This is a genomic window from Rhodococcus sp. IEGM 1381 (assembly GCF_030056795.1).
Lineage (GTDB): Bacteria > Actinomycetota > Actinomycetes > Mycobacteriales > Mycobacteriaceae > Rhodococcoides.
This window is the reverse complement of sequence record NZ_JASHKQ010000027.1, coordinates 1-22,679: the sequence shown is the minus strand read 5'-3', so window position 1 is coordinate 22,679 and position 22,679 is coordinate 1. Positions and strand designations below refer to the sequence as shown.

The 22,679-nt window shown below is 64.5% G+C and carries 25 protein-coding genes; 14 read left to right on the top strand and 11 right to left on the bottom strand.

Features of this window, described 5'->3' with window-relative positions; all coding sequences use genetic code 11:
* The 3 genes from QM797_RS25925 to QM797_RS25915 all read left to right on the top strand — a co-directional run.
* A partial coding sequence (locus QM797_RS25925; RefSeq protein WP_283278613.1) for a TCP-1/cpn60 chaperonin family protein occupies nt 1-752 on the top strand: 752 nt, incomplete at its 5' end.
* Nucleotides 753-888: 136 nt separating this feature from the next.
* Nucleotides 889-1,677, top strand: a complete 789-nt coding sequence (locus QM797_RS25920) for an RsiV family protein (RefSeq protein WP_283278612.1) — start codon at nt 889-891, stop codon at nt 1,675-1,677.
* 30 nt (nt 1,678-1,707) lie between these two features.
* Entirely contained in the window at nt 1,708-2,610 is a 903-nt protein-coding gene (locus QM797_RS25915) for an alpha/beta fold hydrolase (RefSeq protein ID WP_283278611.1), read from the top strand.
* On the opposite strand, the gene QM797_RS25910 is transcribed toward QM797_RS25915, so the two are convergent.
* From QM797_RS25910 to QM797_RS25895, 4 genes are read right to left on the bottom strand one after another with little or no spacing between them, the layout of a single operon-like run.
* Entirely contained in the window at nt 2,607-2,930 is a 324-nt protein-coding gene (locus tag QM797_RS25910) for a putative quinol monooxygenase (protein ID WP_283278610.1), read from the bottom strand. The two genes, QM797_RS25915 and QM797_RS25910, sit on opposite strands and share 4 nt — an antisense overlap.
* A gap of 46 nt (nt 2,931-2,976) precedes the next feature.
* Nucleotides 2,977-4,002, bottom strand: a complete 1,026-nt coding sequence (locus QM797_RS25905) for an NAD(P)-dependent alcohol dehydrogenase (protein WP_283278614.1) — start codon at nt 4,000-4,002, stop codon at nt 2,977-2,979.
* Nucleotides 4,003-4,007: 5 nt separating this feature from the next.
* Nucleotides 4,008-4,787: an iron-sulfur cluster assembly protein gene (locus QM797_RS25900; protein WP_283278609.1), complete on the bottom strand. Its 780-nt coding sequence runs from the start codon at nt 4,785-4,787 to the stop codon at nt 4,008-4,010.
* Between the two features lies 1 nt (nt 4,788).
* A complete protein-coding gene (locus QM797_RS25895; protein ID WP_283278608.1) occupies nt 4,789-5,832 on the bottom strand; it encodes an amidohydrolase family protein in 1,044 nt (347 codons plus the stop codon).
* Nucleotides 5,833-5,984: 152 nt separating this feature from the next.
* Here QM797_RS25895 and QM797_RS25890 point away from each other — a divergent pair, with 152 nt between their 5' ends.
* A complete protein-coding gene (locus tag QM797_RS25890; RefSeq protein WP_283278607.1) occupies nt 5,985-7,445 on the top strand; it encodes an AAA-type ATPase lid domain-containing protein in 1,461 nt (486 codons plus the stop codon).
* An 18-nt stretch (nt 7,446-7,463) separates the two neighbouring features.
* Entirely contained in the window at nt 7,464-8,417 is a 954-nt protein-coding gene (ligD, locus tag QM797_RS25885; protein WP_283278606.1) for a non-homologous end-joining DNA ligase, read from the top strand.
* Nucleotides 8,418-8,517: 100 nt separating this feature from the next.
* Here ligD and argG read toward each other — a convergent pair whose 3' ends face one another.
* Together argG and QM797_RS25875 are read right to left on the bottom strand one after the other, a co-directional pair.
* Complete coding sequence (gene argG, locus QM797_RS25880) at nt 8,518-9,933, bottom strand: argininosuccinate synthase (protein ID WP_283278605.1); 1,416 nt, start codon at nt 9,931-9,933, stop codon at nt 8,518-8,520.
* Nucleotides 9,934-9,943: 10 nt separating this feature from the next.
* Nucleotides 9,944-10,663, bottom strand: a complete 720-nt coding sequence (locus QM797_RS25875; protein WP_283278604.1) for a FadR/GntR family transcriptional regulator — start codon at nt 10,661-10,663, stop codon at nt 9,944-9,946.
* Nucleotides 10,664-10,762: 99 nt separating this feature from the next.
* Here QM797_RS25875 and aspA point away from each other — a divergent pair, with 99 nt between their 5' ends.
* The 4 genes from aspA to QM797_RS25855 are packed head-to-tail and all read left to right on the top strand — an operon-like array spanning nt 10,763 to nt 14,897.
* The gene (gene aspA / locus QM797_RS25870; protein WP_283278603.1) at nt 10,763-12,202 is read left to right on the top strand and encodes an aspartate ammonia-lyase; all 1,440 of its coding nucleotides are present in this window, start codon (nt 10,763-10,765) and stop codon (nt 12,200-12,202) included.
* 4 nt (nt 12,203-12,206) lie between these two features.
* Nucleotides 12,207-13,640 carry an amino acid permease gene (locus tag QM797_RS25865; protein WP_283278602.1) on the top strand — a complete coding sequence of 478 codons (1,434 nt, stop codon included), beginning with the start codon at nt 12,207-12,209 and terminating at the stop codon, nt 13,638-13,640.
* Nucleotides 13,633-14,517, top strand: coding sequence for an asparaginase (locus QM797_RS25860; protein ID WP_283278601.1), 885 nt, complete (start codon nt 13,633-13,635; stop codon nt 14,515-14,517). Before QM797_RS25865 ends, QM797_RS25860 begins: the two co-directional genes overlap by 8 nt.
* Nucleotides 14,518-14,573: 56 nt before the next feature.
* Nucleotides 14,574-14,897 (top strand): hypothetical protein, encoded by a 324-nt coding sequence (locus QM797_RS25855; RefSeq protein WP_283278599.1) that lies wholly within the window; start codon nt 14,574-14,576, stop codon nt 14,895-14,897.
* Here the strand turns inward: QM797_RS25855 and QM797_RS25850 are convergent.
* Complete coding sequence (locus QM797_RS25850) at nt 14,862-15,668, bottom strand: MOSC domain-containing protein (RefSeq protein WP_283278597.1); 807 nt, start codon at nt 15,666-15,668, stop codon at nt 14,862-14,864. The genes QM797_RS25855 and QM797_RS25850 overlap by 36 nt on opposite strands.
* A 21-nt stretch (nt 15,669-15,689) precedes the next feature.
* Between QM797_RS25850 and QM797_RS25845 the strand changes: the two genes are divergently transcribed.
* Entirely contained in the window at nt 15,690-16,262 is a 573-nt protein-coding gene (locus tag QM797_RS25845) for an isochorismatase family protein (protein ID WP_283278596.1), read from the top strand.
* On the opposite strand, the gene QM797_RS25840 is transcribed toward QM797_RS25845, so the two are convergent.
* The 3 genes from QM797_RS25840 to QM797_RS25830 all read right to left on the bottom strand — a co-directional run bounded on the left by QM797_RS25840 (nt 16,259) and on the right by QM797_RS25830 (nt 18,522).
* Entirely contained in the window at nt 16,259-16,594 is a 336-nt protein-coding gene (locus QM797_RS25840) for a cupin domain-containing protein (RefSeq protein WP_283278595.1), read from the bottom strand. The genes QM797_RS25845 and QM797_RS25840 overlap by 4 nt on opposite strands.
* The gene (locus QM797_RS25835; RefSeq protein WP_283278594.1) at nt 16,591-17,832 is read right to left on the bottom strand and encodes a globin domain-containing protein; all 1,242 of its coding nucleotides are present in this window, start codon (nt 17,830-17,832) and stop codon (nt 16,591-16,593) included. The genes QM797_RS25840 and QM797_RS25835 overlap by 4 nt, the downstream gene beginning before the upstream one ends.
* Nucleotides 17,833-17,919: 87 nt before the next feature.
* Nucleotides 17,920-18,522 (bottom strand): hypothetical protein, encoded by a 603-nt coding sequence (locus tag QM797_RS25830; protein WP_283278593.1) that lies wholly within the window; start codon nt 18,520-18,522, stop codon nt 17,920-17,922.
* A gap of 60 nt (nt 18,523-18,582) precedes the next feature.
* Here QM797_RS25830 and QM797_RS25825 point away from each other — a divergent pair, with 60 nt between their 5' ends.
* The 3 genes from QM797_RS25825 to QM797_RS25815 all read left to right on the top strand — a co-directional run bounded on the left by QM797_RS25825 (nt 18,583) and on the right by QM797_RS25815 (nt 20,527).
* Nucleotides 18,583-19,995, top strand: coding sequence for a glucose-6-phosphate dehydrogenase (locus tag QM797_RS25825; protein WP_283278592.1), 1,413 nt, complete (start codon nt 18,583-18,585; stop codon nt 19,993-19,995).
* A 97-nt stretch (nt 19,996-20,092) separates the two neighbouring features.
* Nucleotides 20,093-20,236: a hypothetical protein gene (locus tag QM797_RS25820; RefSeq protein ID WP_283278591.1), complete on the top strand. Its 144-nt coding sequence runs from the start codon at nt 20,093-20,095 to the stop codon at nt 20,234-20,236.
* 138 nt (nt 20,237-20,374) lie between these two features.
* On the top strand, nt 20,375-20,527 hold the full coding sequence (locus QM797_RS25815; protein ID WP_283278590.1) for a hypothetical protein: 153 nt from the start codon (nt 20,375-20,377) through the stop codon (nt 20,525-20,527).
* Between the two features lie 68 nt (nt 20,528-20,595).
* On the opposite strand, the gene QM797_RS25810 is transcribed toward QM797_RS25815, so the two are convergent.
* Nucleotides 20,596-20,802, bottom strand: a complete 207-nt coding sequence (locus QM797_RS25810; protein WP_283278589.1) for a PspC domain-containing protein — start codon at nt 20,800-20,802, stop codon at nt 20,596-20,598.
* 280 nt (nt 20,803-21,082) lie between these two features.
* Here QM797_RS25810 and ppk2 point away from each other — a divergent pair, with 280 nt between their 5' ends.
* On the top strand, nt 21,083-22,027 hold the full coding sequence (gene ppk2, locus QM797_RS25805; RefSeq protein ID WP_283278587.1) for a polyphosphate kinase 2: 945 nt from the start codon (nt 21,083-21,085) through the stop codon (nt 22,025-22,027).
* The last annotated feature ends 652 nt before the right edge of the window (nt 22,028-22,679 follow it).

Sequence of the window (22,679 nt, the reverse complement as noted above, 5' to 3'; positions counted from 1 at the left end):
TCCTCACCGGTGGCGAGGTCATCAGCGAAGAGGTCGGCCTCTCCCTGGAGACCGCCGGACTCGAGCTGCTCGGTCAGGCACGCAAGGTCGTCATCACCAAGGACGAGACCACCATCGTCGAGGGCTCGGGAGATTCCGACGCCATCGCCGGTCGCGTCAACCAGATCCGCGCCGAGATCGAGAACTCCGATTCCGATTACGACCGCGAGAAGCTGCAGGAGCGCCTGGCCAAGCTGGCCGGCGGCGTTGCAGTCATCAAGGCCGGAGCGGCAACCGAGGTCGAGCTCAAGGAGCGCAAGCACCGCATCGAAGATGCCGTGCGTAACGCCAAGGCAGCCGTCGAAGAAGGCATCGTCGCCGGTGGCGGCGTGGCACTGCTCCAGGCAGCGCCCGCACTCGACAACCTCAAGCTCGACGGTGACGAGGCAACCGGCGTGAACATCGTTCGCGTCGCACTGTCCGCCCCGCTCAAGCAGATCGCATTCAACGCAGGCCTCGAGCCCGGCGTCGTTGCGGACAAGGTCTCCAACCTGCCCGCCGGTCACGGCCTCAACGCCGCGACCAACGAGTACGAGGACCTGCTCGCTGCAGGCATCAACGACCCGGTCAAGGTCACCCGCTCGGCACTGCAGAACGCAGCGTCCATCGCGGCTCTGTTCCTCACCACCGAGGCCGTCGTCGCCGACAAGCCCGAAAAGGCCGGAGCGCCCGCAGGCGATCCGACCGGTGGCATGGGCGGCATGGACTTCTGAGTCCAGCCCTACGCACGAGAAAAGCCCGGCATCTTTCGAGGTGCCGGGCTTTTTCGCGTTCGAATCGGGTGCAATAGGCAGCGCTGAGCGCGGTCGGCTGCACCCGATTCGCGGTGCTACCCGGTTAGGGTCGGGCATGACTCGTATTCGTTCGGTGGCCGCCGCACTGGCCGTGACCGCGGCCCTCGCGGGTTGCTCCACCTCGGGAACCGCCACGCCGGCGTCGGCACCGACGACCACGGATGTCACCGTCACGACCGAGCGCGCCGAGCCGACGAGTACAACGCCGCCCACTACCTCGGATGCCGTCGAGCCGTACGTCGTCGGCAGTATTCGGGTCACCGGATCGACGGACAATGCGACCTACGAAGTCGCAATTCCGCAGCTCAGTGCTGGGAATCCCGCCGTGACGGCGGAGTTCAACGAGTCGATGCGGGCGGCGTTACAGGATCAGATCGACGGCGACTACGGATACGACTTCGCTCTCAGCGACGGCTACTCGACGGGTGCGACCTACGTCGGTCGGCGCGTGATCAGTGCCGAACAGATCACCGATTGGATCGCCGTGCCACCCGGAGCGCATGGCAATTCACTGCTTGCGACCGTGACCATCAACGCGGACACCGCGCAACCGATCTCTCTCGGCGATGCCTTCAGCGACCTGGATTCCGGTCTTTCCAGGCTGTCCGACCAAGCAGCGAAGATTCTTCCGACCACCCGCGCAGGCGAGAGTTTCGAGCGATCGGGAATCGAACCGACGGTGGCCAACTTCGCGAACTGGACGGCATCACCGGAAGGGATGAACATTCACTTCGGTGACTATCAGGTGGGGGCCTATGGCATCGGCCTCATCACCATCACCGTCCCATGGACCGACCTGTCGGACGTCCTCGCGCCCGGCATGCAGGAGGTGTTGAGTAGCTGACAGTCGGCTGCACAATGCGAGCATGGACCCATGATGATTCGCGCAGGAGTGCTGGACGTCGCCTTCGACCGCGTCGGTGATCCGTCCGGCCGTTCGGTGGTGCTGTTGCACGGGTTTCCGTACGACCCGCGCGGTTACGATGACGTCGCCCGGCTGCTCGCCGAATCCGGCTATGACGTGGTGGTACCGTACCTGCGCGGTTTCGGACCGACCCGCTTCGTCGACGGGGGCACGATGCGATCCGGTGAGCAGGCGGCGATCGGCCACGACCTCCGCGAGCTGATCATCGCGCTCGGGCTGAACGAGCCCATCGTCGCGGGCTACGACTGGGGTGGGCGAGCCGCCTGCGTCGTCGCCGCGCTGTGGCCGGAGCTGGTGTCCGGCCTGGTGAGTGTCTCCGGATATCTGGTGCAAGACATCGCGGCGGCGGTGTCCACGCCGGTGCCGCCGCACCTCGAGAAGCGGTACTGGTACCAGTACTACTTGCACTCCGAGCGAGGCCGGGCCGGGCTGGCGGCATACCGCGAAGAGATTGCACAGACACTGTGGACGGATTGGTCGCCTACCTGGAGGTTCGGTGACTCCGAATTCGCGGCCACCGCGCCCTCGTTCGACAACCCCGACTTCGTGGACGTGTCGGTGCATTCCTACCGGCACCGATACGGCATCGAGGCGGGGGACGCGGCCTACGCAGCGACGCAGGAGCTGCTGACGGGACAGCCGAGGATCACGGTGCCCACGGTCGTGATCGATCCGACCGAGGACACCGTCGCCTCCCTGTACGGCCGCCCGGACCACGCGGGGCACTTCACCGATCTGATCGACGTGCGTCAGGTCGATTGCGGCCACAACCCGCCGCAGGAATTGCCTGGGCAATTCGCCGACGCCGTGATGACGCTGAGCCAGGTGGTCCGGGATCGCGAGTCGAACTAGTCGACTGCGAGCTCGCCCAGTTCGTTCCAGTCGGTGCCGTCCACCTCTTGGCTGATGATCTTCGGCGTCTCCTGCAGGTACGGCGGGAGATCTTGCTGGGCCTGCTTGAAGTGATCCGAATTCACATGGGCGGCACCGGCATCGGGATCCTTGAACGCCTCCACCAGGACGTACTCGGAGGGGTCGTCGAGCGTGCGCGACCAGAAGTACCAGAGGCATCCTTCTTCGGCCTGGCATGCTTCGGTGAAATCGCGCGAGATCTCGGGCCAGTTGTCGGCGTGCTCGGGCTTCACCTTGAACTTGGCGGTGATGAAGATCAACGTCGCTCCCTGTGGTTGTAGTGACGAATCTCGGTTCTACCCGATTTCACGGTACGAGAATCGCGCGGCCGCGAACCCGTCCGTTGTCGAGGTCGTCGATGGCGCTCTGGAAGTCGTCGAGCGCGTACGTCTGCGTGTGCAGGTTGACGGCACCGCGTGCGGCGAGGGACATCAGATCGCACAGGTCGTTGTAGGAGCCGACAAGATTGCCGATGATGTTCTTCTCCGCCGAGACCAGGTCGATGGTCGGCACGTCGACGTTCTCGCCGTACCCGATGACGTGGTAGTCGCCCGCTCGCCTGGTCATCGCCAATCCTTCTGCGGTGGAGCCGTTCTCACCGACGAAGTCGAGTACCACTTCGGCTCCGAATCCGCCGGTGAGTTCCATGATCTGATCCACCTGGGTACCGTCGGCGACCACCGTGTGATCTGCGCCCAGGGTGAGGGCGAGCTTCACCGCATCGGCATTGCGGTCGATGACGATGAGTTCGGCGGGGGAGAGCGCCTCGAGTACCTGAATAACGATGTGGCCCAGACCGCCTGCTCCGATGACGACGCACTTGTCCCTGGGCGTCAGCCGCCGGGCCGCCTTCGCCGCCGCGTGATACGCCGTCAAACCGGCATCGGCCAGCGCGGCCACCGCGGACGGTTCGAGTGAATCGTCGATCTTGACGACCGTCCGTGCATTGGTCCGTAGGTAATCGGCGTATCCGCCGTTCGTGTCGATGCCGGGGAAATCGCTCGTCTCGCAATGGACGTCGTCTCCGGATCGGCAGGCTCGGCACAGTCCGCACGTCACGAGTGGGTGCAGGATCACCTTGTCGCCCTCGCGAACGTTGGTGACGGCCGAGCCGACGGCGTGCACCCACCCGGCGTTCTCGTGCCCGATCGTGTAAGGCAGTGTGACGCCCGACTTCTCGGCCCACTGGCCTTCGAGGATGTGCAAATCGGTACGGCACACGCCTGCGCCGCCGATCCTGACGATGACGTCGAGTGGGCCCTGTACTTCCGGAATCGGAACCTCGGTCATCTCCAGATTCTTGTGATAGCCGACGACCTGGACGGCGCGCATCGAACTCATCGTGAATGCTCCTGTGTAGTGCTGTGCTGGACGGTGAGGGTGGCGAGGGGGATGAACGCACCTTCCTCGCGAGGGACTTGCTGTTCCTCCGCGCCGGGGTAGCGGGTCTGGAGCAGCCCGCGGCAGAAGTGCGCGTTGCCGTCGATCGAGACGCGGGTGGCGCGGGCTCGCCGCATCACCATCGTCAGATCTCCGGTGTGCGGGCGGCCGGAGTGGTCGACCAGAGCCGGAGCGGCTGGATCTGTACGAAGTTCGAGTGCTTCGCGGCGGCGGAGCAACGCCGATGAGGTGCGATCATCCGGCAGATCGCCCAGAACCACTGCGGTCAAATCGTTCTCGGTCGAGTCGGGATTGGCGCGCAACCATGCCATGAGCGAGCGCTCCATCGCTGCCACATACGCCTTGCGCCGGAACGTCGCTCGTAATTCGTCGAGGTCCTCTTCGGCCTCGTGTCCGAAGGTGCCCCGGTATCCCGCGTCGGCGGCGAGGCCGGCGTTGATCTTGTCCGAGTCGTGGTGATCGTCCAGTTCGACGAGAACGCGCTCGGTCCACGGCAACGCCGTCAACACGTCTTTCGCATCGCCCGACATGAGGTACGCGAAGTTCGGCGAGCAGAACGACGTGGGCAACCGCAGATGAAGATGGACGGTGCCCTCGTCGACTTCGAGGGATCGGACGAAGCCGAGATCGGTGATCGGCTCGTCCAATTCGGGATCCAGGACGACACCGAGGGCGGCGTACGCCTCGTCTTTTCTGGTCGTCGTCGCTGTCGTCATCTCACACCGCCGCGAGGTCGGCGCGTTCGGGCTGACGCGGCCCGGTCTCGGTCTCGTCGGCGTCGGGCAACTGCAGTTCTGCCGGCACCGGGATGTCGTAGAGCTTGGCGGCGTTGAGCCACAAGACCTTCTTCTTCTGCTCGATCGTGATGGGCGCGTATTCGTCGAGGGATTCGTGGATCTGGAAGTCGACGAATCCTTCGACCAGCCACTTGGGTGTCCACAGCGCGTAGTCGGAAGAGAAGAAGATTCGGTCCTCGCCCAACCAGTACAGCAGCTCACCCATGATCTGCCCGAAGTACTTCGGGCGCGTGTGCATGAACGGAATGGCCACGGCAAGAACGGCATACACGTTGGGCTCCTGGGTGGCGATCCAGCAGAAATCCTCGAGGCGCGGCAGTCCGCAGTGCTCGACGACGAAGTTCAGATCGGTGAAGTCGGTGGCCACGTGATCGACGTCCGCGACATCGAACGCGTCGCGATCGAGCGGCCGGATGGTCGGGCCCTTGTGCACGTGGATGTTCTTGATGCCCAGTTCGCGGCACACCTCGAGGTAGCGACGAGTCCAGTCGTCGTCGAGCTTGTAGCCGCGGGAATCTCCGTTCCATTCGGCGGTGTAAAGCTTGACGCCCTTGAGCCCGAATCGTTCTGCGTCCGCACGCAGCTGATCGAGGCCACGCTCGCCGTTGCGCGGGTCGAAGTGGTGGTTGTAAGTCAGCTTGTCCGGGTGAGCTGCGGCGAGCGCGGAGGCCTCGTCCGTCTGGCCGAACCCGCGATGATAGAACTCGCCCAGGTGAGCGGGCTGGAAGATCGCGTGGTCGACGTAGCCGATCTCGAACAGGTCGTGCATCAGCCGCTCGCCGCCCTGGTACAGGTATTCGTCGTAGGTCCACAGCTCGCTCTCGGGGGAGAGGTTGCGGTGGTAGTCGTAGAAGCAGTCGATGAACTGCTTGCCGTGGATGTTGCGTTGGTTCTCCTGCCGCGCGTCCCACAGGGCGACGTGAGCGTCGACGATGAAGAAGTTTTCGCCGTTCTTGGTGTACATGCGTGAGCCTCCCGAATTGCGGTTCGTGACGTGGGTCACGTTTGTCTGTGCACGACGGTAAGGCGGTGGGGTCGCCTCGAGGGCCTCTTGCTGTCTCAATTCGAGACGATCGACAGACTGAGACTGCGACATGCGAATGTAACGTGGGTCACATGGCTGAATCGGAGGGTCTCGCGCGTGCCCGACTCCACTCGGAGCCCCTCGCTGCCGTCTCGCACCGTCTTCTCGCATCCTGGCACCGCAGTCAGCGGTACGGCGTCTCGCTGGACGAGGTTGCTCCCGTCTTCTCCGGTACCTACGACGGTGAATCCCTGTTCTACCGGTGTGGCCGAGAGGTACTGGACGGCCTGCGCGACACGTTGGCGAACGAGCCGGTATCGATGATGCTCACCGACGCCGACGGCCTCGTGCTGGATCGCGTCAGCGCCGACCGCGAATTGCTCGCCGCCCTCGATCGTGTCCATCTGGCACCCGGGTTCTCGTATGCCGAGGATCAGACGGGGACCAACGGACTCGCACTGGCCCTGGCGGATCGGGTGCCCGCGGTGGTGAAGGCCGACGAGCATTATTCGCTCTCCCTGGCCGGTTACACCTGTGCGGCTGCTCCGGTGCTCGATCCACTGACCGGCCGGGTCGAGGGGTGCGTCAACCTCACCACGTGGTCGCAGTCGTCGTCGGATCTGCTTCTGGCCCTTGCTCAATCGGCGGCCGGGAACACCTCGGCCATGATGCTCGCACGGTCGCAGGGCCAGCAGCCTCGGCCGGCCCCGCGCGGTGAGGTGTTCCGGGTCGAGACAGCGCACAGCGGAGCGGGATCCGGCATCGTCGACGACCTCTCGCCGGCGTGGCGCGGTGCGCTCGCGTCTGCGAAATCAGCGCTCGTCGATCATGGTTCGGTATTGATGGTCGGCGAGGCAGGATCGGGTCGAGCCACCGTCCTGGCCCGGGCGCTGCGGGCATCTCGGCCCCGGGGACGCATTCTCAGTGCCGGTGCACCCGCTGCGCGTGACGTCGAAGCTTGGCTCGACCTGTGGACTCCCGAATTGCCGAAACCCGATACCGCCGTGGTCATTCGGGATGTCGACAGGCTGCCCGCCCGTGCGGCGGACACGTTGGCCGAGCTACTGCGCCGAGCGGGAACAGGCGTGCCGGTGACGGTGACGGCATCGAACTACGACGACGTTCCGCATGCACTCGCGGGATTGCTGCGCACGGTCGTCGAATTGCCTGCACTTCGGCACCGACCCGACGACATCGCGCCGCTCGCGCTGCACCTGGCGGGCCGGGTGCGCGGCCGGGCGGTCACGCTGACCGGCGCCGCCGAGCGGGCACTGCGTGAATACGCTTGGCCGGGCAACGTGGCGGAAGTGGCGACGGTGATGCATCATGCTGCGATTCGAGCCGACGTCATCGGCGTCGAACACCTGCCGCCGGAGGTGCTCTCGCACACCACCCACCGGCTCACCCGCATCGAGACGTTCGAGCGCGACGAGATGATCCGTGTGCTCTCTCGCCCCGGCATCACGATGAGCGAGGCGGCGGAGGAACTGGGCATGAGCCGCGCGACCATCTACCGCAAGCGAGACCGATACGGCATTACGCTTCGCGCTTGATCGCTTACCCTCGATCTCATGGTCAGTAGCTCTCCATCGATCGAGTTACCGGTCGGTGACCGCATCGTCCGCATCTCCAATCCCGATCGGGTGTATTTCCCCGAGAGCGGGGCCACCAAGTTGGACCTGGTGAACTACTACTTGAGCGTCGGCGACGGCATCGTGCGTGCGCTTCGGGAGCGGCCCTGCATGATGCACCGTTTCCCCAAGGGCCTCGCCGGCGACAAGGTGCACCAGAAGCGCGTGCCCAACGGGGCGCCGCCGTGGCTCGAGACCGTGCAGGTGACGTTTCCCCGGTACAACCGCACTGCCGACGAGCTGTGCGTGACGGAGTTGGCGCATGTGGCGTGGGCGGTGCAGATGTCGACCGTCGAGTTCCATCCGTGGAACTCCCGCCGCGCCGATGTCGAGATGCCCGACGAGTGGCGCATCGACCTCGATCCGATGCCCGACTGTTCCTTCGACCGAGTCCGACGCGTGGCGGCGGTGGTGCAGGAAGTTCTGGGAGATCTCGGTGCCGTCGGTTGGCCCAAGACCTCAGGAGGTCATGGTCTGCACATCTACGTTCGAATCGATCCGGCGCACGGATTCAAGGACTTGCGAAGGGCAGCACTGGCTTTCGCGCGTGAAGTGGAGCGCCGCGCACCGGAGGACGTCACCACCACGTGGTGGCGCAAGGATCGCGACCCGTCGAAGTTGTTCGTCGACTACAACCAGAATGCCCGTGATCACACCATCGCCAGCGCGTATTCGGTGCGGGGAAATCAGCAGGCGACGGTGTCGACGCCGATCTTGTGGGACGAAGTGGCGAGCGTGGATCCGCGCGAGTTCACGATCTACACGGTGCCTGCCAGATTCGCCGATCTGGGTGACCTGCACGCGGGCATCGACGATGCAGTATTTGCGATCGACGAGTTACTCGAGTGGGCGGAGCGCGACGAGCATGAAGGGCTCACCGAGCCCGAAGAGTAGCCGAACTCGAAGTTATGGACGGAAATCCGCTGAAATCCGTCCATAACTTCGAGTTCGGCAGCAGGAGTGGAGCCTGCGGAACGACCCAGTTGGGCGGCCCCTAGTCTGTGCCGGACTCGATGGCGGCGTGATCGAGTGCCGAGGAGTCCACGGAAGCGTCGGGGCTGCTTGCGGCGATGGCGTCGGCTCCGCCTGCGGGTAGTTCGCCGATCAGGTCGCCCCAGGCCGTGAGCTGATTCTGCGCGGCGTACTGCTCGAGTTTGCTACGGGAATCGGCGATGTCGAGGTTGCGCATCGTCAACTGTCCGATGCGGTCGCCGGGGAAGAATGCCTGGCCCTGGCTGCGTTCCATCGACAGCTTCTCGGGGTGGTAGCTGAAGTTGGTGCCCTGGGTGTCGACGATGGTGAAGTCCTGGCCGCGGCGCAGACGCACTGTGACGCTGCCGCTGACGACGTTGCCGACCCAGCGCTGCAGGCCTTCGCGCAGCATCAGTGCCTGCGGGTCGAACCAGCGTCCCTCGTACAGCAAGCGTCCGAGTCGTCGGCCCTCGTTGTGGTACGACGCGACGGTGTCCTCGTTGTGGATGGCGTTGACGAGGCGCTCGTAGGTGATGTGCAGCAACGCCATTCCGGGGGCCTCGTAAATGCCGCGGCTCTTGGCTTCGATGATGCGGTTCTCGATCTGGTCGCTCATGCCGAGACCGTGGCGGCCGCCGATGGCGTTGGCTTCCATGACCAGGTCGACGGGGCTGTCGAAGCTCTTGCCGTTGATCCGCACCGGGCGGCCGCGCTCGAACTCGACGGTGACCTCCTCGGGAGCGATCTCCACCTCGGGGTCCCAGAACCGGACGCCCATGATGGGGCTGACGATCTCTAGGGACGTGTCGAGGTACTCGAGCTTCTTCGCTTCGTGGGTGGCACCCCAGATGTTGGCGTCGGTGGAGTACGCCTTCTCGGCGGAATCTCGGTAGGGGAGGGTGCGCTTGGACAGCCACTCCGACATCTCGTGGCGGCCGCCGAGCTCGGTCACGAACGCCTCGTCCAGCCATGGCTTGTAGATCCGCAGCTGTGGGTTGGCGAGCAGCCCGTAGCGGTAGAACCGCTCGATGTCGTTTCCCTTGTACGTCGATCCGTCGCCCCAGATCGAGACGCCGTCTTCGGCCATGGCACGCACCAGCATGGTGCCGGTCACCGCGCGGCCGAGCGGGGTGGTGTTGAAGTACGTCTGCAGCGACGAACGAATATGAAACGCGCCGCACGTCAGAGCCGCCAAGCCCTCCTCGACGAGCGGTTCACGGCAGTCGATGAGCCGCGCCTGCTCGGCCCCGTAGGCCAGGCCGCGCTCGGGCACATCGGACAGATCAGGCTCGTCGTACTGGCCGATGTCTGCGGTGTAGGCATACGGAATCGCGCCGTGCTCGCGCATCCATGCCACGGCCACCGAGGTGTCGAGACCGCCGGAGAATGCAATGCCGATTCGTTCGCCGACCGGGAGGGAGTTCAGTACCTTCGTCACGGCCCGCAGCTTAGTCTGTCGCGTTCGCACCGGGACTATCGGCGAGTGACTCCACTGCACCCCTGACGGCATCGAGGTGCGCAGTCATGGCATGCGCGGCGTCGTCGTACCGGCCCGATCGGATGCCGTCGACGATGGCATCGTGCTCCACATTGGACTGCTGCTGCCGGTGGGCGACGAGGTTGAGGGTCTCCGATTGCCGCGTCAACGCATCCCGGATGTCGACGATGATCGCCTCGAACACGCGGTTCTTGCTCGCCCGCGCGATCGCCGTATGGAACTGAGCGTCCAGCAGAACCCAGGCCTCGTGGTCGTCTTCGGAGCGCATCTCGTCGGCCAGGCCGGCGAGCACCGTCAGCTCCTCCTCGGTGCGACGCTCCGCGGCCCAGCCGGCCGCGGGGATCTCCACGTGGGGGCGGGCCTCCATCAATTCACGGGCGGCGTAATTGCCGATGTCGAGGTCGCTGCCGACGCGATCGCGGACGACGAAGGTGCCCAGTCCCGTTTTGGTTTCGGTCAGACCGAGGGCATGGCAGGAGCGCAGCGCCTCGCGGATGACCGAGCGGCTGACGCTGTGGCGGGTGGCGAGCGCGGCCTCGGACGGCAGCTTCTGCCCAACGGGGAGATCTCCCGAAGAGATCGCTGCGCGTAGGTCTGCGAACACCGCCTCGGCTGCGCTCATGCGGGCATTCGTGGGCGCACTGACTGCCCAGCTGTCCGACAGGTTCATGACGTGATCTTAGCCCGGGGTTGACCGACGAGGTGTTCTGCGCCACACTCTACCTGTCAGACAGCTGGACAGCTGGACACCCCCATCTAGGAGCGCACTGTGGCCGATACCCGTATCGAGAAGGATCTTCTCGGGGAACGTGACATCCCGACGAGCGTGTATTGGGGAATCCACACTCTGCGAGCCCTGGAGAATTTCCCCATCACCGGGCGCCCGATCTCCACCAATGCACACCTGGTTCGCGGACTCGCGGCGGTGAAGTGGGCGGCCGCGTCGGCCAATCAGGATCTCGGAATTCTCGACGCCACCCGCGGGGAAGCGATTCGCGGGGCGTGTCAGGAAATTCTCGACGGCCAGTGGCACGAGCAGTTCGTCGTCGACGTCATTCAGGGCGGCGCGGGCACCTCGACCAACATGAACGCCAACGAGGTGATCGCGAATCGCGCCCTGGAGATCCTCGGGCATCCGCACGGCGACTACAGCATGCTGCACCCCAACGAGCACGTGAACGCCTCGCAGTCCACCAACGACGTGTACCCGACGTCGGTCAACATCGCGACCATCTTCGCCGTCCACGAGCTCATCGCCTCGATGAAGGTGCTGCGAGATTCGTTCTCCCGCAAAGCAAGCGAGTTCGCCACCGTGGTCAAGATGGGCCGAACCCAGCTGCAGGACGCGGTGCCGATGACCCTGGGCCAGGAGTTCGGCACCTACGCGATCATGATCGACGAGGACTGCTCACGGTTGGAAGAAGCAGCGCTGCTGGTGCACGAGATCAACCTCGGGGCCACCGCCATCGGCACCGGCCTCAACGCTCCCGCCGGCTACACCGAATCTGCCGTCGCGCACCTGCGCACCATCACCGGCCTGCCGCTCGTCACCGCGACGGACCTCATCGAGGCGACGCAGGATGTCGGCCAGTTCGTGCACCTGTCCGGTGTGCTCAAGCGTGTTGCGGTGAAGCTGTCGAAGATCTGCAACGACCTGCGCCTGCTGTCCTCCGGTCCGCGCGCCGGATTCAACGAGATCAATCTGCCTCCGATGCAGGCGGGTTCGTCGATCATGCCCGGCAAGGTGAACCCCGTCATTCCCGAGGTTCTCAATCAGGTCGCCTACGAGGTGATCGGCCACGACGTCACCATCACGATGGCCGCCGAGGCAGGGCAGCTGCAGCTCAACGCATTCGAGCCGATCATCGTCAAATCCCTGTCCGACGGTATGGCGCACCTGAGTGCCGCCTGCCGCACCGTCGCGCATCGATGTGTCGACGGAATCACCGCCAATGTGGATCTGCTGCGTGAGCGCGTGGAGAACTCCATCGGTCTGGTCACCGCGCTCAGCCCGTACCTCGGCTACGTGGAATCGACTGCCATTGCGCAGGAAGCACTGGTCAGTGGCCGCAATGTCGTCGATCTCGTACTCGAGAAGGGGTTGCTGGCGCGCGAGGAACTCGATCGATTGCTGAGCCCCGAGCATCTCGCGAACCTGCGGGTGGCTCCCACCGAGCATTCCGTTGCTCCCGAGACGTCGACGAGGTAACGCGATGAGCACCGAGAACCCGACACAGAAGCAAGCTTTCAGTGAACCCGACGCCGGCTTTCGTAAAGAATTGGCGCCCCGGCAGATTCAGATGATCGCTATCGGCGGCGCTATCGGTACGGGCCTGTTCATGGGTGCCGGCGGCCGACTGCACGACGCTGGGCCGGCCCTGGTGCTCGTGTACGCGCTGTGCGGCTTCTTCGCGTTCCTGATCCTGCGCGCACTGGGCGAGCTGGTGATGCATCGCCCGTCGTCGGGATCGTTCGTCTCGTACTCCCGCGAGTTCTTCGGGGAGAAGGTCGCTTTCGCGGCCGGATGGCTGTACTGGATGAACTGGGCGATGACGGCCGTCGTGGATGTTACGGCTGTCGCGCTCTACATGAACTTCTTCAAGAAGTACTGGGCACCACTGGGCAACGTGGACCAGTGGGTGTTCGCGCTGGTAGGCTTGGTGCTCGTGCTCGGCTTGAATCTGGTGTCGGTCAAGGTGTTCGGCGAGCTGGAGTTCTGGTTCGCGCTCATCAAAGTCGTTGCGCTGGTGACCTTCTTGGCGATCGGTACCTACTACGTCATCTTCGGCACACCCATCGACGGGCAGGAACCGGGCCTGAGCGTCCTCACCGACAACGGTGGTCTCATCCCCAACGGACTGCTGCCGGCGATCGTCGTGATCCAGGGCGTCGTGTTCGCCTACGCCTCGATCGAGCTGGTCGGCACCGCAGCCGGGGAGACGCAGAACCCGGAGAAGGTCATCCCCAAGGCGATCAACACCGTCATCGTTCGCATCGTCGTGTTCTATGTCGGCTCGGTTCTGCTGCTGTCACTGCTGTTGCCGTACACCGCCTATCAGGCCGGTGAGAGTCCGTTCGTGACATTCTTCGGAGCCATCGACGTCGAAGGTGCCGATGCGATCATGAATCTTGTGGTCCTCACTGCGGCGCTGTCCTCTCTCAACGCCGGCCTGTATTCCACCGGACGCATCCTGCACTCGATGGCCGTCGCAGGCTCGGCACCGAAATTCGCTGCGCGGATGAACAAGTCGGGTGTGCCGTACGGAGGCATCGCGCTGACGTCGGTGGTGACATTGCTCGGCGTCGTCCTCAACGCCGTCGTGCCGGCGCAGGCATTCGAGATCGTGCTCAACCTCGCTGCACTCGGCATCATCAGCGCCTGGGCCGTCATCGTGGCGTGTCAGCTGAAGTTCTGGTCGTTGTCCAAGACCGGCGCCGTCACCCGACCTGCATTCCGACTGTTCGGTGCTCCGTACACCGGATACGCAACGCTAGGCTTCCTGGCGTGTGTACTCGTGCTGATGGCCTTCGACAAACCGGTGGGAACCTGGACGGTGGCGTCGATCCTGCTCATCGCGCCGATGCTGATCGGCGGTTGGTACTTGTGCCGCAACAGAATTCGAGAGGTGGCGGCGCGCAGTGAGTGAGCATGTCGCCTTGTTGACCACCGGCGGGACGATTGCCAGCAGTCGAGACGAGCACGGAGTTTCTCGTCCGGTTGCCGGTGCGGGGATCGAACTCGACGGTGTGCGAGTGCGCGAGGTGATGTCGAAGGACAGCTCCGCTCTGAACTTCACGGATCTCGACACCATTCGCACAGCAACCGCCGACGCTCTGGCCGAGGACGGCTGCGTCGGAGTGGTGGTGCTGCACGGCACCGACACGATGGAGGAGTCGGCGCTGTACGTCGATCTGTTCCACGACGACGAGCGTCCGGTGGTGTTCACCGGTGCGCAGCGCACCTCGGATCATCCCGATCCTGACGGTCCGAGCAACATCGCCGCGGCGGTGGCGGCAGCGCAGTCCGAGCAGGGTGTCCTGATCGCCTTCGGTGGACGGGTGCTCCCTGCCCGCGGTGCGATCAAGAAGCACACCACCGAGCTCGATGCCTTTCGGTCGGCGGCGATCCCTCGGCCGAAACCCCTGCAGTGGAAGCCCGTTGCCGGGATTCGGGTCGACATCGTGGCTCTGTATCCCGGTGCCGACGGTGTCCAGATCGACGCCAGCCGTGAAGCCGGGGCGTCGGGCATCGTGCTCGAGGCGCTGGGCTCGGGGAACACCAATGCCACGGTCGTGCACGCGGTGAAGCAAGCGGTGGCGGCCGGGGTGCACGTGGTCGTCACGACGCGGGTGCCGTTCGGTGAGACCTCACCGACGTACGGCGGCGGCGGCGGCGGACACGATCTGGTCGATGCGGGTGCGGTGTTCTCGCGGGAACTACGGGCGGGGCAAGCGCGCATTCAGCTGGCGGCGCTCGTTGCCGTCGGAGCAAGTGACGTGGTTGTCCACAATTCGTTCTCGTAGACGGAAAACCGTGTGCAGACGCGAATAGTGGGCGATCCCGTCGGTAGCCTCGAACTATGGTCGCCACAATCGAGATCGAGTTCGCTCCGCATTGGGTGAATGCGGCGCTGGTGCGCACGTTCGCGCGGCCGTTCGTCACGATCGACGGCACCGAGCATCGCCAGTCGTGGACCGAGCCGTCGACCTATGCGCTCGAGCCGGGCAGCCACGAGATCACCGCCTTCATCCGGTATCGCGGCACGAACGCTGCGCTGGGCACCGGCCGGCGAACGGTGACTGTGCAAGCAGGGCAACAGGTTTCGCTGCGCGCACGCAACGGCTGGGCCAATCACATGCCGTTCGAGCTAGAGCTCCGACTCGCCCCAGGTCTCGACGTGTAGTTCGTCACCGACCGCTACGGTGCCGTTCTGCAGCACCGAGAACTTCGCTCCGAAGGCCACGCCCTTCTGCCGCGCGCGGCGGTAGGTGGCCAGGGTGCGCAGGGGTTCGGGGCCGCCTCGCTCACCGGTGGTCTGCTCGACGGTGGTCACGGCACACCGGATGGCCAGCTTGGTGTAAGCGAGGCGGGTGGAGCCGATGGTCACCTCCCGCACCTCGTCTTCCCGATGCGGATCTTCCCAGCCGTCGACGACGATGTTGGGACGAAATCGATCCATCGGCAGTGCGACGTCGAGGCGGGAGTTGAGGCCGGCCAAGGTCGCGGTCGAGAGGATGTGCACCGCCGAGCTGTCGGCGAATTGCGCTGACCCGGGCGAGATTCCGTCGGTGACGCGGCCGAGGTCGCGTGGCGCGGCGACGAGTCTCGAGGGTTCTCCGATCACCTCGGTGAGCCAGGCGGCCACCTCGTCGCCCTGGTCGATTCCGCGCATCGGTGCGCGGAACATGGTGATGTCGCGCGATGCGGAGTCGCGGTCGACGGGCACGGTCATGGAACCTGTCGATGCGTGTTCGAGAGTCAACGCCCCGTCCGCCACCGAGCATCGGACGGCCGCGAGAACGGGGTCGCTCCGTTGACTGCGAAATGCGCCGTCGGCATCGACGATCATGAACGCTCGATCGTGTTCGAGACCGGTGGCACTCACGGGGGCCGAATCCAGTACGACACCCGCGCATCCCTTGACTGGGTAGGTCACCAGAGCCGATATGCGCACGCGTCGAGGATACTGGGCTCCATGACACGTGCTCTGTTGGTAGTGGATGTGCAGAACGATTTCACCGAGGGCGGTGCGCTGGCGGTGACCGGCGGCGCCGAGGTGGCGCGCAAGATCAGTGCGTACCTCGCGCGCCACGGCGACGAGTACGACCTCGTGGTGTCCTCGCGCGATTGGCACGATGCGGCGGGCGACAACGGCGGACACTTCGCTACCGATGTCGCTCCGGATTTCGTCACCACGTGGCCGGTGCACTGCGTCGCGGGCACCGTCGGGGCCGAGTATCACCCGGACTACGCGACCGATTCGGTCGACGTCCACGTTTTCAAGGGACAGGGCAAGCCGTCGTACTCGGCGTTCGAGGGCGTCACCGACGACGGGACACCCCTCGCCGAGATACTCACCGCAAATGAGGTCTCCGACATCGACGTCGTCGGACTTGCGACCGACTACTGTGTCCTGGCCTCGGCCAAAGACGCTGTGGCGCAGACGCTGAACGTGCGTGTTCTCACCGACCTCGTCGCAGGAGTAGCACCGGAGTCCTCGGCCGCCGCCCTCGACGATCTGCGGGCCTCCGGCGCTTCGGTGGTCTAGGCCGAGGTGACCACGGTTGTCAGCAGAACAGCCGCATCGGTGGTGGCCCGCAGTGAGTGCGGTGCATCGGGAACGACCAGCAGATCGCCGGTCATCCCGCTCCAGACGTCGCTGCCGCTGACCAGCTCGACGCGGCCGGACAAGACGTGCACGGTGGCTTCGCCCGGGTTCGTGTGTTCGGACAGTTCGGCACCGGCCGCGAGCGCGATGAGCGTCTGCCGGAGGGCATGCTCATGGCCTCCGTACACCGCCGACGCCGCCCGGCGCGACGTCGCGGCCGTGGCTGCGGCGATCTGCGTGCGAGCGAGGGCGTCCAGCGAGACCTTCTTCACCCGGTCACCGGGACGGGAGACCACAGGTCGGGACCGAACACCTCGTAGGAGATGCGCTCCGGCGGCACACCACGCTGGAGCGCCGCGAGACGGACGGCCCGCAGGAACGGTAGCGGTCCGCAACTGAGCACGTGGGTGTCGGCGGTGAATTCGATCCGGTCGAAATCCATCAATCCGGTGAAGGACGTCGAATCGTCCGCGTCGACGGTCTCGTACCAGGCGTGATCGACGACGTCGTCGAGCGCTTCGGCTGCAATGGAGATCGCCTCGCGCAAGGCGTGGTCGGCGCGGCTGCGGTCCGCGTGGGCCAGTATCAGTGTTCGGCCGGGCTGAGTTCGAGCGAGATGCTCGACGAGCGGCAGCACAGTGGTGATTCCGGCACCGGCCGTGGCGATCAACAGCGGTCCGTTGCCTGGTGGTACCCCGAAATCGCCTGCAGGACTGCTCACTTCGAGGATATCGCCGACGGTAACGGCCTCCTGAAGGTGCGTGGACACCTGCCCCGGCGGACCGTTGCGAACCTGTGCCACCGTGATCTGCAGGCGGGTGTCGGACGCGATGGACGAGACGCTGTATTGACGCGGCTGCCGAGCGCCGTCTGCGAGGTCGACGAACACGGTGACGTACTGGCCGGCCTCGAGTGCGGGAAGGGGTGCACCGTCGGCGGGTTCGAGGACGAGCGAGACCGTGCCGGGGCTTTCCTGCGTTCGTCGCATCACGCGGTACGGGCGCAGCGGATCGTGGGGGTCGATGTCTGCCGCTGCGTAGAGACGCGCTTCGGTGGCGATGAGCTGCGTGGCGAACAACCAGTAGACCTCGTCCCATGCCGCGGCGATCGCGGGAGTGACGGCAGCTCCGAGAACGGTGCCCACGGCTCCGAGCAAGTGTCTTCCGACGAGCGTGTACTGCTCAGGCGTGATGCCGAGCGTGATGTGCTTGCCGGCGATCCGGCGCAACACCGGCTCGAACGACGGCGCGTCCGGGTCGATCAGTTGAACTGCATACGCCACTACGGACGCGGCCAGCGCCCGACTCTGTTCTCCGGTCTCCTGATTCGCGCGATTGAACAGACGCCACAGCTCGGGGCGCTGACCCAGCATCGACTCGTAGAAGCGGGCGCTGATCGTCTCGGAGTGCTCGGCCACCACCCCTGCGGTGGCGCGAACAACGGCCTCGGCGGCGGGAGACAGAGCGGGGTGGCCGGCGGGCGAGGGACGTGCGGGTGCGGTCAGGGTCACGCCACAAGCCTGGCCGCTGCGTCGGCAAGTCAGCAGCCCTTAACGTCCCGACCTCGAGGGACCTTCGTCCCTCCGACTGTCGATGGGCTAACTGTCGATGGTCGTGGTGATCGAGGTGACCGACGGTCCGGCGGGGGTGCTGCCGAAGCCGAAGGTCACCGGGGGAGTGACCGGGGTGAGTGTCCCGAGGTCCTCGCCCTGCCACGATGCCGAGACGTCGGTGACGCGATGTTGCTCTCGCGCACCGTAGTACTCGCGTCGGCCTCCACCGGCGCTGCCGCGGGTGCGTACTCCCCGCAGTATCACTCGGGCGATGGGGTCGCTGATCGCGCAGAACCACGGTGCCGTGGACACCGCGTCGGGAACGAGGCTCAACGCGCGCCCGAGCAGGGTGGGTCCGGCAACACGAATTCTCACCGACAGGTCACCCGCTGTCACCGACCGCCAACCGTCCTGCTGAGCGGCGAACGTCACCGGCACGAGCTCGGTGGAGTCGAAGGTGTAAGTGGCGGTGACGAATTCCCGTACGTCCTCATTGGGGGCGACGAGTAGGCGTCTCCCGTCAGCGAATTGAATCATCACGTCGGTGAACTCGCCGAGTGGCGATCGCGTCCAATGTCCGACGACGATCCGCACACCCGATGCCGTGCCTACCCCGTAGATCTCCCCGTGAAACCGTGATCTTGTCATCGTCACCCTCACCTCGTCGGCACTGTGCGCTCCCAAACTATGCGGTGCATAGTGGAGGTCATGGCGTCCTCTCAACCCACTGTATTCGTCCTGTTCGGCGCAACCGGAGACCTCGCGAAGCGAATGGTCCTGCCGTCGTTCTATCAACTTCACCTCGAAGGCCTGCTGCCCGAGGAATGGGTCCTGATCGGCAACGGTCGTAAGGACTCGTCCGACGACGAGTTCCGCGATCATGTCCGCAGCGTGCTCGACGAGTTCGTCGAGAACGTGGCAGAGAAGGATTGGTCGGCATTCTCCGAGCGAATCCGCTTCGCGGGCAACGGCTTCACCGTCGACGATCCCGGCAAGCTGCCCGAGGTCGTCGCCGAGGTGAAGAAAGACATCGGCGACGACGCCCAGTTGGTGCACTACATCGCGTTGCCACCGAGCACCTTCGTCGACTACACGAAGGCCCTCGGTGCACACGACCTCGCCGACGGCGCCCGGGTGGTCTACGAGAAGCCCTTCGGCACGTCGCAGCGAAACTTCGAGGAACTCGACAAGGCCGTCCACGAGGTCGTCGAGGAAGAGCAGGTCTATCGAATCGACCACTTCCTCGGCAAGGAAGCGACGCAGAACCTGCACGTGGCGCGGTTCGCCAACGGAATGATCAGTGGCATCTGGAACGCCGAGCACGTGGCGCAGGTGCAGATCGATGTGCCCGAGACGCTCGACATCGACGATCGCGCCGAGTTCTACGACGCCACCGGTGCGGTGTTGGACATGCTCGTCACCCACCTGTTCCAGGTCGCGGCCGAGGTGGCGATGGAACCGCCGGTATCGCTGAAGGCCGAGGATCTGCAATCGGCTCGCGAGACGGTGATCGGCCAGTTCCGGCCGCTCGACACCGCCGAAGTGGTTCTCGGTCAATACGACGGTTACCGCGACGTCGAGGGCGTCGACGAGAACTCGAAGGTCGACACATTCGTCGCAGCCACGTTGTGGGTCGACACCGATCGCTGGCGCGGCGTCCCGTTCCTGCTCCGCACCGGGAAGATGTTGGGTGTCAGCGAACAGCGCGTCTCGTTGGTGTTCCGCAAGCCGGCCGACAGTCCGCTGGGCGAGCTGCCGGAGGACGGCGCGGTGCTCTCGTTCGACCTCTCCGGCGACGGCAGTATCGACATCGCCATGACGGTCAAGGAGCCGGGTCCGGATTTCGACCTGTCCGTCGGATACCTTGCGCTCCCGCTCGAGTCGGTGCCCGATGCCGAGCCGCTCAGCCCGTACGCTCGCCTGATCCTCGACGTGCTGAGCGGCGACCGATCGCTGTTCACTCGGCCCGACGGTTTGGCGCACGTATGGGACGTGGCTGCGCCGTTGTTGAACGACCCGCCCGAGGTGCAGAGTTATGCACCCGGTTCGATGGGTCCGGCCGCGGCCGACGAACTCGCAGCACCCTGCGGTTGGTTGGTCACCGGAAAGGGCAAAGCCTGAGCGCGAACCGTTCGATCGAACGACTGTGTCGCAGGGTCTGCCGCGGTTGAATGGTGAGCTCGCAGTTCGACACGACATGCCGACGAAAGGCACTGACATGCAGCTGTTCGACCTTGCCCACTCGTTGCTCGGCAACGCCGTGACGACGGTTGCCGACGAGCACTTCAACGATCTCTTCACACCTGCCGGATTCCTGAACGAATTGTTTCGCCTGAGCACCGGTAGTTTCGGCTCCCGCTAGTTCGGTTGGCGGCCTCAAACAGTCGATGGGTCTTTTTGGTCGAAAACGTCAGGATCGGACAGAACGGGCGGGCTATATTTCTGCCGCCCGGTCGAATCTTCAACCAGGCCTAGTCGTTCTCCGAAAGGTACACACTCCATGCCTCTTTTCGAACTCATCGGCGGTCTGCTCGGCGGCGGTGCCGACGGCGGCATTCTCGACGGAATCACCGACAGCATCACCAGTAGCTTGCTCGACAGCCTGCTCGAGGGACTTCTCGGAGACAGCACCGGCAGCTTCGGCTCCAGCTAGATTCGATACAGACCGGCCCCGCGTCTCTGATCAGAGACGACGGGGCCTTTTCTGTGTCCGCCGCCGGGTCACGGCCGGCGCGGAACCAGCATCAGGGCCGCAAGGTAGATCAGCACGACGGTGCCGCCGGTCAGGATCGCTCCGGCGACGGTAGCGAGTCGGACGACATTGACGTCCCAGCCGAAATATTCTGCGATGCCGCCGCACACGCCTCCGATCATCTTCTGTGAACTGGACAGGGTGAATTCTCTGGGTGAACCGCTCTCGAATGTCATGGTGAAAAGTCTGCGTCACCAACGGCTTTCGGCGCATCGGGGGTTTCACCCATATCGACCCCGAGAAGCGAACGGTTGGGAACTTCGACACCGAGCGGACTCGCTGACTTTTACGGCGCAGCGCTGGACCTGCAGATACTTCGAGGATTACGGTCGGAGGCGTCGGTCGCTTCCGGTCCGTCCCCCTTGCGGACCGGAAGCGTTCTCGATGGGTGAGGATGCGTCGGCTGTTCACCGAATCGCCATGGACTGGTCACCGATGAGCACTAACTTTCGGCACATGACCGACAACGATCTCCGCAACGGTGAGGCTCCGCGCGCCAACCTTAGCGACCTCCTCGACATCACCAAGGCCGTGGATCTTGCCGACACATCGGGCTTCACCGTCGACGACTCCGATGACGACGATCCGGTACTGCTGACGGTTCCCGACGGCCACGTCGTCGACACCTGGCGCGAGAACTACCCGTACGACGAGCGCATGACCCGGGCAGAATACGACCTCGAGAAGCGCCTGCTGCAGATCGAACTGCTCAAGCTGCAGATGTGGACCAAAGAGACCGGTCGACGTCACGTCATCATCTTCGAGGGCCGTGATGCTGCCGGTAAGGGTGGCACGATCAAGCGCTTCATGGAGCACCTGAACCCCCGCGGTGCCAGCGTCGTCGCTCTGGAGAAGCCGTCGGCCCGTGAGTCGACAGAATGGTACTTCCAGCGCTACATCGCGCATCTTCCCGCCGCAGGCGAGATAGTCATGTTCGACAGGTCCTGGTACAACCGGGCAGGCGTCGAGCGGGTCATGGGTTTCTGCACAGACGAGCAGCACGCCCAGTTCGTGCGCCAGGCACCCCTTTTCGAGCAGATGCTTGTGGACGAGGGCATCAGCCTGACCAAGTTCTGGTTCTCGGTGTCGCAGCACGAGCAGCGAACCCGCTTCGCCATTCGCCAGGTCGACCCGGTGCGGCAATGGAAGCTCTCGCCCATGGACCTCGCATCGCTGGACAAGTGGGACGCGTACACCGCTGCGAAGGAAGAGAACTTTCGCGCCACCGACACCGACATCGCACCGTGGACGGTCGTCAAGAGCAACGACAAAAAGCGCGCCCGCATCAACGCGATGCGTTTTGTGCTCAACAAATTCGACTACGCCAACAAGGACCCCGAAATAGTCGGGGAAACAGACCCATTGCTCGTAGGTCGCGCGAAAGATGTGATCGGAGAGTAGTTTCAGCCGCTAACTCGGTAGACATACCGGTAAGCCGTTGCGGGGCCCGCTCTTGGACGTCTCGAGTTGGTACCGGGTACTGCGCCGGAGATGAGTGTGAGGTAGGAACGAGGTAGGTCGTATTACCTACGGCTGTACGTACACACGAGCATCAGGAGTTCTCATGGGTTCAGCAGCGCAGTTCTTTTCCGACATTGCCACCGGCGTTTACGACGGCATCGTCGGTGCGATCGTCGACCAGATCGTCGGCGTGCTGACGTCGGGTAGCGCCGCTTAAGCAGTCGTATCGTGTCGCGGTCGCCGTCGGGGGGCGGCCGCGACATCGACGCGTCGTGACCGTTTTGTGATGGCTCACCAAGATTTTCGACTTTTAGTCCCAATTGCGTATACAGAGCGTTATCTGATCGGGTAGAAATCTCCTTGCAGAGGCAATCAAGTGACGACCGTCACGTTCGATCTGCACATCCCCCTCTTCAAGGAGTTTCCATGGAACTGCTTCTTCTCCTGCTCAAGCTTCTCTCCAGCGGTAGCGCTGCGACCCCTACGCCGCCTGTCATCCCGTCGATCCCGCTGGTCTGATCAACGAATAGCTTCGAACGTCACGGGCCGTTTTCGCATGATTATCTCGGGTATCAGTAGCACCGTCCGCATA